This window comes from Agromyces atrinae (assembly GCF_013407835.1).
Classification (GTDB): domain Bacteria; phylum Actinomycetota; class Actinomycetes; order Actinomycetales; family Microbacteriaceae; genus Agromyces; species Agromyces atrinae.
Window position 1 is genome coordinate 3360292 of sequence record NZ_JACCBI010000001.1, and the last position, 15211, is coordinate 3375502.

Here is a 15211-nt window from a genome sequence, read left to right on the forward strand (position 1 = left end):
CCGCTAGGCTGGCTCCATGACACTTCGATGGGGAATTCTGGCCACGGGCGGCATCGCCCACGCGTTCACGAACGATCTGAAGCTGAACGGCCTGACGGTTCAGGCCGTCGGCTCGCGCCGCGCCGAGGCCGCCGAGGCCTTCGCGACGGAATTCGGCATTCCGAACGTGCACTCGAGCTACGAAGCCCTCGCCGCCGACCCCGAGGTCGACATCGTCTACATCGCGACGCCGCACCCGCTGCACGCCGAGAACGCGATCCTCATGCTGAACGGCGGCAAGCACGTTCTCGTCGAGAAGCCCTTCACCCTCACGGGGGCCGAAGCCGCCGCGGTGCGCGATCTCGCCGCCGAGAAGGGCCTCCTCGCGCTCGAAGCGATGTGGACCCGCTACCTGCCGCACATGGTGCGCATCCGCGAGATCATCGCGGCGGGCACCCTCGGCGAAGTGCGCACGCTCCTCGCCGACCACACGCAGGACATCTCCGACGACCCGTCGCACCGACTGAACGACCTCGCCCTCGGCGGTGGTGCACTCCTCGACCTCGGCATCTACCCGGTCTCGTTCGCGTGGGACCTCTTCGGAGCCCCCGAGTCGATCCTCGCCGACGCGCGCTTCAAGGCGACGGGCGCCGACGCGCAGGTCGCGACGATCTTCGGCTACTCGGGCGGACGCCTCGCGACGACCCTCTCGGCGAGCGACACGAAGGGCCCGAACACCGCCTCGGTGCTCGGCACCGACGCCCGCATCGACATCGACGAGGTCTGGTACACGCCGACCACCTTCCGGGTCATCGGCTCCGACGGCTCCGTCCTCGAGTCGTTCGCGTCGGAGGTCACGGGCCGGGGCATGCACTTCCAGGCGCTCGCCGCCGAGAAGCTCGTCGCCGACGGAGACCTGCGCGGAGGCGCGCTCCCGATCGACGAGAGCGTCGCCATCATGGAATCGCTCGACGAGATCCGTCGCATCATCGGGCTCGTGTACCCCAGCGAGCGGTGACCCCGGGGTCGACCCGGAGAGCGACCCTGATTCATCCCTGAGATGGATGCCGCCCGTCGGTGCGCCTCGTTAGGCTCGACCCCGGGCGCCGGCGGAACGGCCGCGTCCGATGGCAAGAACCGGCTCGTTCCGGTTCGATCGATCCTGGGGGAACTCCGTGCGACTCATCCGACCGCTTACCTTCTCAGCTCTCGCCGTGGCTTCGGCGCTCGTCCTGGCGGGCTGCTCGTCGCCGGGCGGAAGCGGCACCGACGGCGAACTGTCGTGGGAGGACAGCCCGCTGTCGAAGTACCTCGAGCCCGTCAACGGCGGCGCAGCGTTCGACGAAGACGCGTGGGCCGAGCAGCAGAAGAAGAGCGAAGAGCTCGTCGCCGCGTGCATGTCCGACGAGGGCTTCGAGTACAAGCCCGTCGACCAGTCGCAGGGCGTCATGATGACCTCCGAGGACTTCGAGGACCAGAACACCGAAGAGTGGGTCGCTGCGAACGGCTGGGGCATGGTCCAGACGCAGGCCGACATCGAGAAGATGCAGTCCGAGAGTGAGGGCGAGGAGTTCGTCGACCCCAACCAGGAGTACGTCGAGTCGCTGTCGGCGACCGAGCAGGAGGCCTACTACGCCACGCTCTACGGTGTTCCGCCCGCTGAGGAGGAGCTCGGCGAAGACGGATCGTACGAGTACAACTGGGAGACCGCCGGCTGCCAGGGCGCCGCTCAGCACGAAGTGCAGGGCGACACCAACTACTGGGAGGACGAGGAGTTCGCACCGCTCGTCGAGTCGATGGGCGCGATGTGGGAAGACCTGCAGAAGCGCCCCGAGATCGTCGAACTCGACGCGAAGTGGTCGGACTGCATGGCCGACGCCGGCTACGCCGACCTGAAGACGCGCTCGGAGGCGAGCATGGGCATCTCCGAAGAGATGAACGCGCTCTACGAGGAGTCGCAGGGCGAGCAGATCGACGACGCCGTGTTGAAGGAGCTCAAGGAGCGCGAGATCGACATGGCGCTCGCCGACTTCCGCTGCGCGAAGGACCTCGACTACAACAACGTGCAGCTCACGGCTCAGTTCGCTCAGGAAGAGCAGTTCATCGAAGACCACAAGGCCGAGCTCGACGCGCTCGTCGCTGCGTACTCGACGGGTAAGAAGTAGGTGGTGAGGCGGTCGCGCGGCGAGAGCGCCGACAGCCCCGCATCGACCGGAGGGGATGACTCCGGCCTCGACGGTCTCGGTGTGACCACCGTCATCGAGGGCGAGGGCGAGGGCGAGGGCGAGGGCGAGGGCGAGGGCGAGGGCGAGGGCGAGGGCGAGTCCGCTGCGACCGAGGCGGCGCTGAAGCCCGACCCGGCCGTGTCGGGATGGCGCCGCGTGCTGCAGGGCAATCGCGTCCTGTGGGTGCTCGCAGCCGTCGCGATCGTCTCGCTCATCGCCGGTGTCGGCGTGAGCTTCCTCATCGTCTCGCCCGGTCAGGCCGCGGCCGACGCCGCAGCGCCCGAACCGGGGCTCATCACCGTGCCCATCGAGAGCCGTGAACTCTCGAACGACGTCACGATCCGCGGCGACGCGGCGTTCGCCGACGCCGTAGAGGTCAAGATCGAGACCGGCAGTCTCGGTGGCCCTGCGGTCGTCACGGGTCGCGTGCCCGAGGTCGGGGCGACGTTCGAACCGACATCCGTCGCCCTCGAGGTGACCGGCCGGCCCGTCATCGTGCTGCCGGGCGACCTGCCCGCGTACCGCACGTTGAGCGTCGGTCTCTCTGGCCCTGACGTGCTGCAGCTGAAGGCCGCCCTCGTGTCAATTGGCATCGACGTCGGCGACCCGTCGTCGGCGACGTTCGACTCGGCGACGGCGTCTGCCGTCGCGGCCCTCTACGACCGGGTCGGCTACCCGACCCCGGACGCGCCCGAGGGCACGGCCGAGGCCGTTCGTGGTGCGCGTGACGGCGTGCGCGCGGCCGAGGACGGTGTCGCGAGTGCGCGGCGTGCGCTCGCCCAGGCTCAGGCCGGCCCGAGCAATGCCGAGCGCATCGAGCAGGACAACCTCGTGCGGGCCGCCGAACGCGCGCTCGCCGAGGCGAAGGCCGGCAAGGGGCAGCTCTCCGTCGCCGATGCCGAGGACCAGCTGCGGCTCGCTCAGGCCCGCCGCGACGAAGCCCTCGCCCCGCGCGACGCGAGTGACGCGCAGAGTTCGCTCGACGCCGCCTACGCCGGTCTCGACGCCGCGAACGAGGTGCTCGCCGATGCGTCGGACTCGACCCTCGCGTTCCTGCCCGCGAGCGAGGTGCTCTACCTCTCGGCGCTGCCGCGACGTGTCGACGAAGTGAAGGTCGAACGCGGCACGATCCTCCAGGCCGCCGCGATGCTCGTCTCGGGCGCGACGCTCACGATCAACGCGTCCGCCGCCGAGAGCGACGCGAAGCTGCTCGAGGTCGGTGCTGTGGCGTCCTTCGCTCTCCCCGACGGAACCGAGATGGCGGCGACGATCTCGTCGGTCGCACCGCGGAAGGCCGAGGCGGGCTCGGGCTCCGGCCCGCGCTACGACGTCGTGCTCGCGCCCACCGATCCGACGCCCGAACAGGTCGAACAGCTGCGCGGTCAGAACGTGCGCGTGAGCATCTCGATCGGCTCGACCGACGGCGCCGTGCTCGCGGTTCCGCTCGCCGCCCTCACCGCGGGGCCCGGCGGGGAATCCCGCGTCGAGGTCGCCGGTGACGACGACGAGAAGACTCGGCTCGTCGAGGTGACCACGGGTCTCGCGGCCGAGGGCTTCGTCGAGATCACGGGCGACATCCGTGAGGGCGAACTCGTCGTGGTCGGTCGATGAGCGAGACCGATTCGGTCATCGAGCTCACGAACGTCACGCGGTCATTCCCCGGCCCGCCCGAGGTTCAGGCGCTCAAGAGCGTCAACATCTCGATCGGCCGCGGCGACTACGTGTCGATCGTCGGTCCGAGCGGTTCGGGCAAGTCGACGCTCCTCAACGTGCTCGGGCTGCTCGACCGTCCGAGCGTCGGCGAGTACCGGCTCGACGGGGTGTCGACGGCCTCCCTCGACGACGACGCTCGGGCCGCGTTGCGCGCCCGCACGATCGGATTCGTCTTCCAGGCGTTCCACCTGCTGCCGCGGCGCACGGTGCTCGACAACGTGCTGCTGTCGACCCTCTACAGCGGAGTGCCGCGTGCCGAGCGCATGCCGCGCGCCCGTGAGGCCCTTGACCGCGTCGGGCTCGGGCATCGGCTCGGGTTCCTGCCGACGACGCTCTCGGGCGGTGAACGTCAGCGCGTCGCCGTCGCCCGCGCCGTCACGGCATCGCCGCACGTCATCCTCGCCGACGAACCGACGGGCAACCTCGACGCGACGACGTCGAGCGAGGTCATGGATCTCTTCGAAGAGCTCAACCGCGACGGACTCACCCTCGTCGTCATCACGCACGACCCCGTCGTCGCGGGTCGCGCCGGCCGGAGCATCCGCATCGACGACGGCCGGGTGAGCGAACTGTGAAGCTGCCCCGATTCGGTCGCCGACGCGGCGAGACAGACACTTCCGTACCCGAGACTGGCGCGACGGGCGAGACCCCGACGACGGATGCCGCGAGCGAACGCCCCGCGGTCGCCCGCGCCGACCGCTTCACCGTGCAGGACCTCCTCGTCGAGGTCAGCCACGGCATCGGCGGTCATACCGGTCGACTCGTCATGACGACTCTCGGAACCGTGCTCGGCATCGCGTCGCTCGTCGTCACGATCGGGTTCGCGCAGACGGCGGCCGGTCAGATCGGCAAGCAGTTCGACGCGGTCGCGGCGACCCAGGTGATCGTGAAGCCCGGTTCGACCCGCAACGCGTCGGGCGAAGAGACGGTGACGGCCCGCTTGCCGTGGGACGCCCCCGAGCGCGTCGAACGCCTCGTCGGCGTCGAGCGCGCCGGGCTCATCGGCGAGGTGCCGCTCGGCGAGGCCCGCATCACGGCGGTGCCGATCAATGACCCGTCTGCGCCCGAGACGTTCAGCCCGCCGCTCCTCGCGGGCTCGGCCGGCCTGCTCGACGCCGTCCGCGGTTCGGTCGTCACCGGTCGATTCTTCGATGCGGGCCATGACGAGCGGGGTGATCGTGTCGCGGTGCTCGGCGAACGCGCCGCCGAGAAGCTCGGCATCAACCGCGTCGACTCGCAACCGTCGATCTTCATCGGTGAACGCCCGTACACCGTCATCGGCATCGTCGCGGGGGTCGAGCGTCGCCCCGACATCCTCGACTCCGTCGTCATCCCGCTCGGTGCGGCCCGCGCCGATCTCGGGCTGCCCGCCGCCGACGAACTGCAGGTGCGCATCGACGCGGGCGCGGGCGGGGTCGTCGCCCAACAGGCGCCGATCGCCCTCAGCCCGAACACCCCCGAGAACTTCACGGTGCAGGCGCCGCGTTCGGGATCGGAGCTCCAGGAGAGCGTGCAGGCCGACGTCAACATCGTCTTCCTCGTGCTCGGAGTCATCGCGCTCCTCGCCGGCGGGCTCGGCATCGCGAACGTCACGCTGCTCTCGGTTTCGGAACGCACGGGTGAGATCGGACTGCGCCGTGCCCTCGGCGCGACGCGGCGCGCGGTCGCCGCGCAGTTCATGGTCGAGTCGATCGTGATCGGTCTGCTCGGCGGCCTCATCGGCGCCGCCGTCGGGGTGTTCGCGGTCGTCGGGGTCTCGCTCCTGCAGCAGTGGACGCCGATCATCGACCTCGTCATGGTGCTCGGTGCGGCGCTCCTCGGAGCCGTCGTGGGCCTCGCTGCCGGCGCGTATCCGGCGCGGAAGGCCGCGCGGGTCGAGCCCATCGCGGCACTCCGATCCGGCGTCTGATCAGGTTCGCGCGCGTAGACTCTCACGGTGCCAGACCTGACGGATGACGGAAGCGAGCCCGCAACAGGGCTCCGCGGCTTCGCCGTGCGCCATCGCGTCGGTCTCCAGATCACCGCCGTGTCGGTCGCTTTCGTGCTCGCCGCGGGCGGAGCGTTCGCCGCCGGAGTGCTGAACGGCAAGCCGCCGCAGGCACCGCCGGCCGTCGCTGCCACGCCGACTCCGACGCCCACTCCCGAGGCCCGCCCCGCTCCGATTCCCCTGCCCGTCGCCGACCGCATCCGCACGTGCTCGGTCGCCGAGCTCGCGGCCGACCCGCGTCTCGCGAACATGCAGGCGCAGGTCATGAACGCCTCGACGGGCGCCGTGCTCTTCGATCGCGGCGGCGACACCGCGTCGCGCACCGCGAGCGTCTTGAAGGTGCTGACCTCGGCGGCAGCACTCTCGGTGCTCGGACCCGACTACCGGGCGACGACCCGCGTCGTCGCGGGTGCGGAGCCCGGCTCCGTCGTGCTCGTCGGAGGCGGCGATGTGACACTCTCGCGCACGCCGAGCGGCACGGAGACCGTCTACCCGGGCGCCGCGCACCTCGACGACCTCGCCGACCAGGTCGAGCAGGCATGGGAGGCGAACCCCGACAACCCGCCGATGACGAAGCTGATCCTCGACGCGTCGTACTTCGGCGGAGACGAATGGCACCCGACGTGGGCGCCCGCCGAGCGCGAGCTCGGGTACATGTCGCCGATCACGGCGCTGCAGGTCGACGGAGCCCGCGACGACCCCTCGTCGAACACGTCGTATCGTTCGGCTGACCCCATCGGTCAGGCCGGCGAGGCCTTCGCCGACGCACTCGGCGGCGGTCTCACCATCGAACGCGGAACGGCTCCGGCCGACGCGGCCCTGCTCGGTCAGGTGTCGTCGCCGTCGGTCGCCGATCTCATCGACAAGGCGCTCATCGTCTCCGACAACTCGGTCGCCGAGATGCTCGCGCGCCTCGTCGCGATCCAGTCGGGCTCGGGCAACACGTTCGACGCGATCCAGGCGGGCGTCGTCGCCGGACTCATGCCGTACGGCATCGACACGACGGGCATCACCGTCATCGACGGTTCGGGGCTCAGCGACTCGAACGCCGTCGCACCGGCCTACCTCACGCGGCTGTTCGTGAAGATCAACGCGCGCGAGGGCAACCTCGGCCTCGTGTTCGACTCGCTTCCGATCGCCGGAGGCCCGCGCGGCTCGCTCTCGTACTCCGACCGCTTCACGGGAGACAGCGCGGTCGCCGACGGCTCGGTGTTCGCGAAGACCGGGTGGATCGACACCGGTTACACGCTCGCCGGAATCGTCCACGCCGAGGACGGCACTCCGCTCACGTTCGCGATGTACGCCCTCGGCGACGTCTCCGACGACGCGAAGCAAGCGCTCGACGCGTTCGCCGCGGGCATCTACCGTTGCGGCGACAACCTCTCGAACTCCTGACGCCTCGCCCCGCGAGCGCGCATCCAGAGAGATAATCGAGGGATGACTCGGGCGCTCTTCATCATCGACGTTCAGAACGACTTCACCGAGGGCGGCGCGCTCGGCGTCGACGGGGGCGACGCGGTCGCCGCGGGCATCAGCCGCTTCCTCGACGCACACGCCGACGAGTACTCGCTCGTCGTCGCCTCACGCGACTGGCACGACCCCGACAACGACAACGGCGGGCACTTCCACGAGAGCCCCGACTACGTCGACACGTGGCCGGAGCACTGCGTCGCGGGAACCGACGGGGCCGAGTACCACCCCGAGCTCTCGGTCGACGAGGTCGACGTGCACGTGCGAAAAGGGCAGGGCGAGCCGGCCTATTCGATCTTCGAGGGCACGGATGACTCGGGCGCGACGGTCGCCCACATCCTCGCCGACCGCGGCATCGTCGACGTCGACGTCGTGGGCATCGCGACCGACTACTGCGTGCGCGCGAGCGCGCTCGACGGCGTGAGTCACGGCCGCCACATCCGCGTCTTCACCGACCTCGTCGCGGGCGTCGCCGCCGAGTCGAGCGATGCCGCTCTCGCCGAGATGGCGCACGCCGGCGTCGACATCACGACGACCGACGAGGCCTTCGCGTCGTGACGCTCTACGCCGAGGCCCGCGACGGCGCGCTCATCGCCTACGAGGTGCACGCGGGCGGCAACGGGTCGCCCGTGCTGCTCGTGCACGGCTTCGCTTCGAACACCGTCGACACGTGGGAACGCACGGGGTGGATTCGCGCCGTCGTCGACTCGGGTCGCGCGGCCATCACCGTCGACCTCCGCGGTCACGGTCAGAGCGACAAGCCGGCCGTCGCCGACGCCTACACGATCGACCGGCTCGGAGCCGACCTCCTCGCCGTGATCGACTCAGCCGGAGCCGATCAGGTCGACGTCGTCGCCTACTCGCTCGGGTGTCGCGTCGCCGCGTCCTTCGCCCGGCTCGCGCCCGATCGCATCGGTCGGTTGGTGCTCGGTGGAGCGGGCCCCGACGAGCTGTTCGCCCGCTGGGATCTCGCCGAGGTCGATGGGCTGCTGCGCGAGGGGCGAGCGTCCAGCGACGCGATGATCACCGCGGTGCTCGCTCCCGCCCTCGCCGCTGGCGCCGATCCCGAGGCCCTCGCGGCGCTCGTCGCGGGTGTCGCCGGCGCCGATCTGACCGAGCCGCGCGGCATCCCCGTCCTGTTCGTCGCCGGTGAGAACGACCCCGTGCCGGCCGGTGCCGAGGAGCTCGCTCGGGAGTGGGGCGCCGGTTTCCTGTCGATCCCGGGCCGCGATCACATCTCGACGCTCACGTCGCGCACGTTCAAAGACGCCGCGCTCGCGTTCCTCGGTGGGGCTGACCAGCACCTGGCAGAATGAGGCCATGACCGAAACCACCACCACCGTGCAGCTCCGTCGTTACCGCCTCGTCGAGGGGGAGTACGACGCGTTCCTCGCGTGGTGGACCGAGTGGATGCCGGTCGTGCGCCCCGCCGCGGGCTTCGCGATCGACTTCGCCTATGGCCTCCGCGAGTCGAACGAGTTCGTCTGGGCGGTCAGCGCCGAGGGCGACGTCGCGGCGTTCACGGCTCTCGAAGAGACGTACATGGCCTCCGAGGGCCGCGCCCGCGCGTTCGAGGGAGTGCCGCAGCGCGTCGCCGAGTACGACGTGCGCTTCGTCGACGACGCGGTCGCCTGAGCGTCACGAGACGCCGGCGCTCACACCGCGGGCAGACGGAGCACGACGCGGGTGCCCACGCCGGGCTCTGAGCGGATGACGGCCGAGCCGCCATGGCGTTCGGCGATGACGCGCACGATCGCGAGCCCGAGGCCCGAGCCGTCGACGCCACGCGCGTTCTGGCCGCGGGCGAGCTCGTCCCACACGCCCGCGAGGTCGTCGGCGGCGATGCCCCAGCCGGTGTCGGAGACCTCGAGGCTCACGAACCCGTCGGCCTCGGAGGCACGCACCTCGATGCGGGCGCCGGGGTCGGAGTACTTCGAGGCATTCGCCACGAGGTTGTAGACCGCGACGACGAGCAGGTCGGCGTCGCCGCGCACGGGCGGCACGGGCCACGGCACGGTCGGGAACTCGACGTGGAAATCGCGCCCACCGTGCGCGACCTCGGCCGCATCGACGGCGTCGCGTGCGACGCTCTCGAGGTCGACGGCGGCACGTTCGATCGGCCGGGTCTCGAGGTCGGCGAGCTTCGCGAGATCGTCGACGAGGGCGCTCACCCGCGCGGCCTGCTTGGCGGCGACGTCGAGGAGCGGTGAGTCGGTCGGGGCTGCGGCCAGCGCGGTGCGGATCGCCGTGACGGGGTTCTTCAACTCGTGATCGAGTCGCGCGAGGAACCGCCGGCGTTCCTGCCGTTCGGCCTCGCGGGCCTCGGCGACGGCACGATCGACGGCGGCGCGCTCACGACCTGCTCGGCGCCCCCGCAGGAGAAGAACGGCTGACACGATCGCGCCCGCGCCGAGGGCGAGCGTCGAGATCGGCACGCCGATGCGCAGCCACGGGTTCGCGTCCGCGACGAGCAGGATGACGGCAAGCACGGCACCCGCGACGAGGGGGATGACGGCGAGGACGGCGCGCTTCGCGGTCATGCTCCCCTCACCTCTCCGGCGAAGCGGTACCCAGAGCTCTGCACCGTCTCGATGAACCGCGGGTTCTGCGCGTCGTCGCCGAGCGCACGGCGGATCTCGGCGACCCGGTGGTCGATCGCGCGAGTCGTGATCGCGAACTCGAAACCCCACAGGGTCGAGAGGAGCCGCTCGCGCGTGTGCAGTTCGTCGGGGTGGCTCATGAGGTACTCGAGCAGCAGGGTCGCGCGCGGCGTGAGCTCGACGTCGACTCCGTCGAGCCGCACACGCCGGGCGGTGCGGTCGAACTCGAGCGGGCCGCTCACGAGCCGGCCGGCCGTCGCGAGCGTGCGTTCGCCGGGGGTCGTGCGCCGCAGCACGGCGCGGATGCGTGAGACGAGCTCCGGCGGATCGAACGGCTTGCCGAGGTAGTCGTCGGCACCCTCGTCGAGGGCGGCGGAGCGCTCGAACGCGGCATCCACCTTCGTCAGCAGGATGACAGGGGTCCAGTCCGACGCCTCGCGGAGGCGGCGCACCAGGGCCCGCCCGTCGAGGCGCGGCATGAGCACGTCGCTCACGATGATGTCGGCGGGGCCCTCCTCGAGCGCGGCGAGGGCCTCGAGTCCGTCGCCCGCGACGCGCACCGCGAATCCGCTGCGCTCGAGGTACGGCGCGAGCGTCGAGGTGATCGGTTCCTCGTCGTCGACGAGGAGCACGCGGGGCGACGTCGTCATCAGGCGTTCACAGCCCAGATGATGCCGCTCGTGAGCGCGATGCCCGCGACGAGGTACACGGCGATCGCGAGGTAGCCGAGCACGAGGCCGACGATCGCGAACGCGGAGCCCGCGTCGCCGTTCCGGCGGATCTGCCGCAGTGCGATGTGCCCGAAGATCACGGGCAGCACGGCGAAGCCGAGGAGGCCGAGCACGAACGCGGCGATCGAGAGGCCGTTGGTGCGGCGCACGGGGGCGTCGTACACGGGCGGTTGCGGTGTCGGGTGCACCGTGTAGGGCGTGACGTCGGCGCTCATCGTCCGCTCACCATCTGGTCGATCGGCAGCAGGGTCGAGGCGATCGACGCATCGGTGATCGTCGGGTTGCCCGACTCCCACAGCACGGTCGCGGCATCGGCCCCGACGTCGACGGTGATCGAGCCGATGTCGTCGACGAAGACGGTTGCGACGGCGCCGGTGATCGTGAGCGACCCGATCGACCGGGCGACGAGCACGCCGCCGTCGGCCGAGACCGTCACGGTATCGCAGTCGTCGACGAGTTCGATGACCTGCGCGGTCGCCTGCACGTCGACCGTGCCCGTCGGGCACGTGATCTGCTGCGATGCGGCGGCGCGGTACTGCTCGCGTGAGGCGACGGCGTCGCCCTCCGTGAGGGCCTCGCCGCCGTCATCCGTCTGCTCGTCGGCGTCGGGAGCCGTCGACTCGGGGGCGGGCGCCGAGGTCTCGGGAGCGGGCGAGGTCGCGCTCGTCGATCGTGCGCCGTCGGGCGAGAGCTCGAGGGTGCATCCCGTGAGGGCGAGCGTGCCGACGAGAGCGGTGCCGAGGAGGGCGGAGGCGAGGGCGGGATTTCTCCGTGTGATGTTCATGACTCCACGCTAGGAACGGCGCCGACCGGAGCGGTGGCGGGTCTGTCTCGGCTGTGTCGCTATTCTGCGACACCGGTGGCAGGCGGAACGAATCGACCCCACCCACGCTACTGCGGCGCGACATAGGCTGGGGGAATGAGCCACGAAGCCGTGATCGTCGACGTCGTCCGTACCCCGAGCGGGCGCGGCAAACCGGGCGGGCTGCTGAGTGGCATCCACCCCGTCGACCTTCTCGCCGGTGTCCTCGAGACCCTCGTCGCGCGGAACGGCCTCGACCCCGCGACGATCGACGACGTGATCGGCGGGTGCGTCAGCCAGATCGGCGAACAGAGCTACAACATCACACGGAACGCCGCGCTCGCCGCGGGTTTCCGCGACTCGGTGCCGGCGACGACGATCGACCGGCAGTGCGGATCGAGCCAGCAGGCGGCGACGTTCGCCGCGCAGGGTGTGCAGTCGGGCGCCTACGACATCGTCATCGCGTGCGGCGTCGAGTCGATGAGCCGTGTGCCGCTCGGATCGAGTGCCGCGGGGGCCGACCCGTACGGCACGCGCCTCCGCGAGCGCTACCCGGAGGGACTTGTGAACCAGGGCGTCTCGGCCGAGCTCATCGCCGCACGGTGGGGATTCTCGCGCGGCGAACTCGACGACTTCGCCGCCGAGTCGCACCGACGGGCATCGGATGCCGCGAGCGCGGGTCTCTTCGACGCTGAGACGATCACCGTGCCGGGCGTCGAGGGTCGCGTCGACGAGACGGTGCGGTCGGGCACGACGGCCGAGCGGCTCGCCGGTCTTGCGCCCGCGTTCCGCACCGACGCCCTCGCCGAGCGCTTCCCCGAAGTCGACTGGTCGATCACACCCGGCAATTCGTCGCCCCTCACCGACGGCGCCTCGGCGGCCCTCATCATGAGCGCCGACCGGGCCGCGTCGCTGGGGCTGCGGCCGCGGGCACGCTTCCACGCCTTCGCCGTGACCGGGAGCGACCCGCTCCTCATGCTCACGGGCGTCATCCCCGCGACCGCTCGCGTACTCGACCGCGGCCGGCTCTCGATGGACGACATCGACGCGTTCGAGGTCAACGAGGCCTTCGCGTCGGTGCCGCTCGCGTGGGCGCGGGAGACGGGGGCCGACCCGGCGAAGCTCAACCCGCGCGGAGGTGCGATCGCCCTCGGGCACGCTCTCGGCTCGTCGGGAACGCGCCTCCTGACGACCCTCGTCGCCGAGCTCGAAGCGAGCGGCGGCCGGTTCGGGCTGCAGACCATGTGCGAAGGCGGCGGAATGGCCAACGCGACGATCATCGAGAGGCTCTCATGAACATCGACGGAGTATCAGCGCTCGTCACCGGCGGAGCCTCGGGGCTCGGGCGGGCCACGGCTGAGGCCCTCGTCGCGGGTGGCGCGCACGTCGTCATCCTCGACCTCGCGCGGTCGGACGGCGCTGCGGTCGCGGAATCGATCGGGGCGCACTTCGTGCCCGCCGACGTGTCGGACGAGGGCGAGGTCGAAGCAGCTGTCGCTGCCGCCGTCGAGCTCGGGCCGCTCCGCGTCGCCGTGAACTGCGCGGGAATCGCGACGGCGTCGCGCACCGTCGGCCGAAGCGGACCGCACGCCCTCGAACTCTTCGAGCGCACGATCCGCGTGAACCTCGTCGGAACGTTCAACGTCACGCGCCTCGCCGCGGCGGCGATGGCCGAGAACGAGCCGATCGCGTCATCCGTCCTGCCCGGCGTGCCCGAGACGCCCGAGCGCGGCGTCATCGTCAACACGGCGTCGGTCGCGGCGTTCGACGGGCAGATCGGTCAGGCCGCGTACTCGGCGTCGAAGGGCGCCGTCGCCGCGATGACCCTGCCGCTCGCGCGCGACCTGTCGACCCTGCTCGTGCGCGTCATGACGATCGCGCCCGGCATCTTCGAGACGCCCATGATGGCGGGCATGCCGGACGAGGTGCAGGCGTCTCTCGCCGCGCAGATCCCGCACCCGTCGCGGCTCGGAACCCCCGCGGAGTACGCCGCGCTCGTGCGGCACATCATCGCGAACCCCATGCTCAACGGCGAGACGATCCGCCTCGACGGCGCCATCCGCATGCAGCCCAAGTAACCCTTCCCGCTCTCGCCCTTCCCGCCCCGCCCGCCCTTCCGTCTCGGCGTCACGAATGTGCTGCTCAGCGCGCGCGAACAGCACAAACGTGACGCCGAAACGGGGGAATCGAGGGCGTGGCGGGGAGGCGGGCAACGCGCGGGGCGGCGGGTCAGGCGTGGGACTCGAGGAAGGTGTAGACCTCGGCGTCGTCGACGCCCGGGAAGGTTCCCGACGGCAGCGGCGAGAGCACGTGCGAGTGCAGCCGCGCGCTCGGCCACGCCTGCCCGGCCCACCGGCTCGCGAGCTCCGACGGCGCCCGGCGGCAGCACGACTCATCGGGACAGCGCGACTCCGCCCGGAGCGACGTCTCTCGACCGCGGAACCACTTCGCCTGGTTGAACGGCACGCCGACGGTGATCGAGAACTCCGCGGCATCCGTTCGGCCGGTCTGCGTCGCGCACCAGTAGGTGCCCGCGGGGGTGTCGGTGTACTGGTAGTTCTCGGTCGTGCGGTTGGTCTCGTCGAAGGCCGTGCGCGCGCTCCAGTGCTTGCAGACCCACTGCCCCTCGATCGATCCCGTGACGTCGACGGGCAGGGGGATGCCGTCGTTCTCGTACCCCTTCTGCAGGGCGCCGTCGCCGGCGACGCGCAGGAAGTGCAGCGTCATGTCGAGGTGCGACGTGCCGAGGTTCGTGAAGCGCAGCGCCGCAGCCTCGTGCGTCACGCCGAACGCGTCGCGGAAGTCCTCGATCGCGAGGCGCTTCTCGCGTTTCGCTTCGCTGAGGAAGGCGACGGATGCCTCGCGCGGCATGAGGCAGCACGCGGCGTAGTAGTTGATCTCGAGACGCTGCCAGAGGAACTCGGCGTAACTCGACGGTCGTTCGTGCCCGAGCAGCCGGTGCGCCATCGCCTGCAGTGCCATCGATCGCAGGCCGTGCCCACCGGGGATCGATGCCGGTGGCAGATAGATGCGACCGTTCGCGAGGTCGGTGATCGAGCGCGTCGAGTCGGGGAGGTCATTGACGTAGATGAGCTGGAAGCCCAGCTGCTCGGCCATGACGCTCACCTCGCGGTGCGTGAGTGCGCCCGAGCGGTGACCCGAGGCGCGCACGCGCTCTTCGGCGAGGGCCTCGATGTCGGGAAGGTAATTGTTCTCGCGGCGCATCCTCTCGCGCAGCTCGGTGTTCGCGCGACGGGCTTCCTCGGGTGTCGCGATCGCCTCGCTCGCGCGGCGCTGCAGTTCACGGTGAAGGCCTACGACCGCTTCGAGCGCCTCGTCGCTCATGCCGCGCGTCGGTTTCACCGTCGGCAGGCCGAGCGCGCCGTAGAGCGGGCCGGCCTGGGCGCGCTGCAGTTCGATCTCGAGCGCCGCGCGCCGGTTCGGGGGTTCGGCCGAGAGCAGGTCGGCGAGCTCGACTCCGAGTGCGGAAGCCGTCGCGCCGAGCACCGAGAGCTTCGGCTCGCGCTTGCCGTTCTCGATGAGGGAGAGCTGGCTGCCGGCGAGTCCGACCGCCTCTCCCAATTGGTCGAGGGTGAGTCCGCGCTCGCCGCGGAAGTGACGGATTCTCTGGCCGAGGGTCGCGAGATCGGCGCTGCCTGCCTGCATGGCTTAAAGATATCGAAAGAAGCGTCATTCTTAACACC

Annotated in this window: 16 protein-coding genes; 11 read left to right on the forward strand and 5 right to left on the reverse strand. The window is 70.8% G+C overall.

Annotated features, from left to right (window positions below; all coding sequences use genetic code 11):
• The first annotated feature begins 16 nt into the window (after positions 1–16).
• From BJ972_RS15500 to BJ972_RS15540, 9 genes are all read left to right on the forward strand, one after another.
• A complete protein-coding gene (locus BJ972_RS15500) occupies positions 17–997 on the forward strand; it encodes a Gfo/Idh/MocA family protein (RefSeq protein ID WP_129175483.1) in 981 nt (326 codons plus the stop codon).
• A 157-nt stretch (positions 998–1154) separates the two neighbouring features.
• Positions 1155–2144 carry a hypothetical protein gene (locus tag BJ972_RS15505; RefSeq protein WP_164989949.1) on the forward strand — a complete coding sequence of 330 codons (990 nt, stop codon included), beginning with the start codon at positions 1155–1157 and terminating at the stop codon, positions 2142–2144.
• Between the two features lie 3 nt (positions 2145–2147).
• Entirely contained in the window at positions 2148–3815 is a 1668-nt protein-coding gene (locus BJ972_RS15510) for an efflux RND transporter periplasmic adaptor subunit (RefSeq protein ID WP_241830829.1), read from the forward strand.
• Positions 3812–4492: an ABC transporter ATP-binding protein gene (locus BJ972_RS15515; protein WP_129175487.1), complete on the forward strand. Its 681-nt coding sequence runs from the start codon at positions 3812–3814 to the stop codon at positions 4490–4492. The genes BJ972_RS15510 and BJ972_RS15515 overlap by 4 nt, the downstream gene beginning before the upstream one ends.
• Positions 4493–4494: 2 nt before the next feature.
• Positions 4495–5826, forward strand: a complete 1332-nt coding sequence (locus BJ972_RS15520; protein WP_257023000.1) for an ABC transporter permease — start codon at positions 4495–4497, stop codon at positions 5824–5826.
• A gap of 27 nt (positions 5827–5853) precedes the next feature.
• Positions 5854–7299 carry a D-alanyl-D-alanine carboxypeptidase/D-alanyl-D-alanine-endopeptidase gene (locus tag BJ972_RS15525; protein WP_241830830.1) on the forward strand — a complete coding sequence of 482 codons (1446 nt, stop codon included), beginning with the start codon at positions 5854–5856 and terminating at the stop codon, positions 7297–7299.
• A 42-nt stretch (positions 7300–7341) separates the two neighbouring features.
• Positions 7342–7932 (forward strand): isochorismatase family protein, encoded by a 591-nt coding sequence (locus tag BJ972_RS15530; RefSeq protein WP_129175489.1) that lies wholly within the window; start codon positions 7342–7344, stop codon positions 7930–7932.
• Positions 7929–8690: an alpha/beta fold hydrolase gene (locus BJ972_RS15535; protein ID WP_129175491.1), complete on the forward strand. Its 762-nt coding sequence runs from the start codon at positions 7929–7931 to the stop codon at positions 8688–8690. Before BJ972_RS15530 ends, BJ972_RS15535 begins: the two co-directional genes overlap by 4 nt.
• A 4-nt stretch (positions 8691–8694) precedes the next feature.
• Complete coding sequence (locus tag BJ972_RS15540; RefSeq protein WP_129175493.1) at positions 8695–9009, forward strand: hypothetical protein; 315 nt, start codon at positions 8695–8697, stop codon at positions 9007–9009.
• Positions 9010–9029: 20 nt separating this feature from the next.
• Here the strand turns inward: BJ972_RS15540 and BJ972_RS15545 are convergent, their stop codons facing one another.
• The 4 genes from BJ972_RS15545 to BJ972_RS15560 are packed head-to-tail and all read right to left on the reverse strand — an operon-like array spanning position 9030 to position 11489.
• A complete protein-coding gene (locus BJ972_RS15545) occupies positions 9030–9914 on the reverse strand; it encodes a sensor histidine kinase (protein WP_129175495.1) in 885 nt (294 codons plus the stop codon).
• A complete protein-coding gene (locus tag BJ972_RS15550; RefSeq protein ID WP_129175497.1) occupies positions 9911–10624 on the reverse strand; it encodes a response regulator transcription factor in 714 nt (237 codons plus the stop codon). Before BJ972_RS15550 ends, BJ972_RS15545 begins: the two co-directional genes overlap by 4 nt.
• The gene (locus tag BJ972_RS15555; protein WP_129175499.1) at positions 10624–10920 is read right to left on the reverse strand and encodes a DUF4190 domain-containing protein; all 297 of its coding nucleotides are present in this window, start codon (positions 10918–10920) and stop codon (positions 10624–10626) included. Before BJ972_RS15555 ends, BJ972_RS15550 begins: the two co-directional genes overlap by 1 nt.
• Positions 10917–11489, reverse strand: coding sequence for a hypothetical protein (locus tag BJ972_RS15560; protein ID WP_129175501.1), 573 nt, complete (start codon positions 11487–11489; stop codon positions 10917–10919). Before BJ972_RS15560 ends, BJ972_RS15555 begins: the two co-directional genes overlap by 4 nt.
• 135 nt (positions 11490–11624) lie before the next feature.
• On the opposite strand from BJ972_RS15560, the gene BJ972_RS15565 reads away from it, so the two are divergent.
• Together BJ972_RS15565 and BJ972_RS15570 are read left to right on the forward strand one after the other, a co-directional pair.
• Complete coding sequence (locus tag BJ972_RS15565) at positions 11625–12803, forward strand: thiolase family protein (protein ID WP_129175503.1); 1179 nt, start codon at positions 11625–11627, stop codon at positions 12801–12803.
• On the forward strand, positions 12800–13585 hold the full coding sequence (locus BJ972_RS15570) for a 3-hydroxyacyl-CoA dehydrogenase (protein WP_129175505.1): 786 nt from the start codon (positions 12800–12802) through the stop codon (positions 13583–13585). The genes BJ972_RS15565 and BJ972_RS15570 overlap by 4 nt, the downstream gene beginning before the upstream one ends.
• 151 nt (positions 13586–13736) lie before the next feature.
• On the opposite strand, the gene BJ972_RS15575 is transcribed toward BJ972_RS15570, so the two are convergent.
• Positions 13737–15173, reverse strand: a complete 1437-nt coding sequence (locus BJ972_RS15575; protein ID WP_129175507.1) for a helix-turn-helix transcriptional regulator — start codon at positions 15171–15173, stop codon at positions 13737–13739.
• Positions 15174–15211 lie beyond the last annotated feature (38 nt).

What these genes read in the sequence shown, in the direction of transcription:
- BJ972_RS15550 (WP_129175497.1), bottom strand. Translation starts at nt 10,624, where the DNA reads ATGACGACGTCGCCCCGCGTGCTCCTCGTCGACGACGAGGAACCGATC.
- BJ972_RS15575 (WP_129175507.1), bottom strand. Translation starts at nt 15,173, where the DNA reads ATGCAGGCAGGCAGCGCCGATCTCGCGACCCTCGGCCAGAGAATCCGT.
- BJ972_RS15515 (WP_129175487.1), top strand. Translation starts at nt 3,812, where the DNA reads ATGAGCGAGACCGATTCGGTCATCGAGCTCACGAACGTCACGCGGTCA.
- BJ972_RS15560 (WP_129175501.1), bottom strand. Translation starts at nt 11,489, where the DNA reads ATGAACATCACACGGAGAAATCCCGCCCTCGCCTCCGCCCTCCTCGGC.
- BJ972_RS15540 (WP_129175493.1), top strand. Translation starts at nt 8,695, where the DNA reads ATGACCGAAACCACCACCACCGTGCAGCTCCGTCGTTACCGCCTCGTC.
- BJ972_RS15570 (WP_129175505.1), top strand. Translation starts at nt 12,800, where the DNA reads ATGAACATCGACGGAGTATCAGCGCTCGTCACCGGCGGAGCCTCGGGG.
- BJ972_RS15530 (WP_129175489.1), top strand. Translation starts at nt 7,342, where the DNA reads ATGACTCGGGCGCTCTTCATCATCGACGTTCAGAACGACTTCACCGAG.
- BJ972_RS15555 (WP_129175499.1), bottom strand. Translation starts at nt 10,920, where the DNA reads ATGAGCGCCGACGTCACGCCCTACACGGTGCACCCGACACCGCAACCG.
- BJ972_RS15500 (WP_129175483.1), top strand. Translation starts at nt 17, where the DNA reads ATGACACTTCGATGGGGAATTCTGGCCACGGGCGGCATCGCCCACGCG.
- BJ972_RS15545 (WP_129175495.1), bottom strand. Translation starts at nt 9,914, where the DNA reads ATGACCGCGAAGCGCGCCGTCCTCGCCGTCATCCCCCTCGTCGCGGGT.
- BJ972_RS15565 (WP_129175503.1), top strand. Translation starts at nt 11,625, where the DNA reads ATGAGCCACGAAGCCGTGATCGTCGACGTCGTCCGTACCCCGAGCGGG.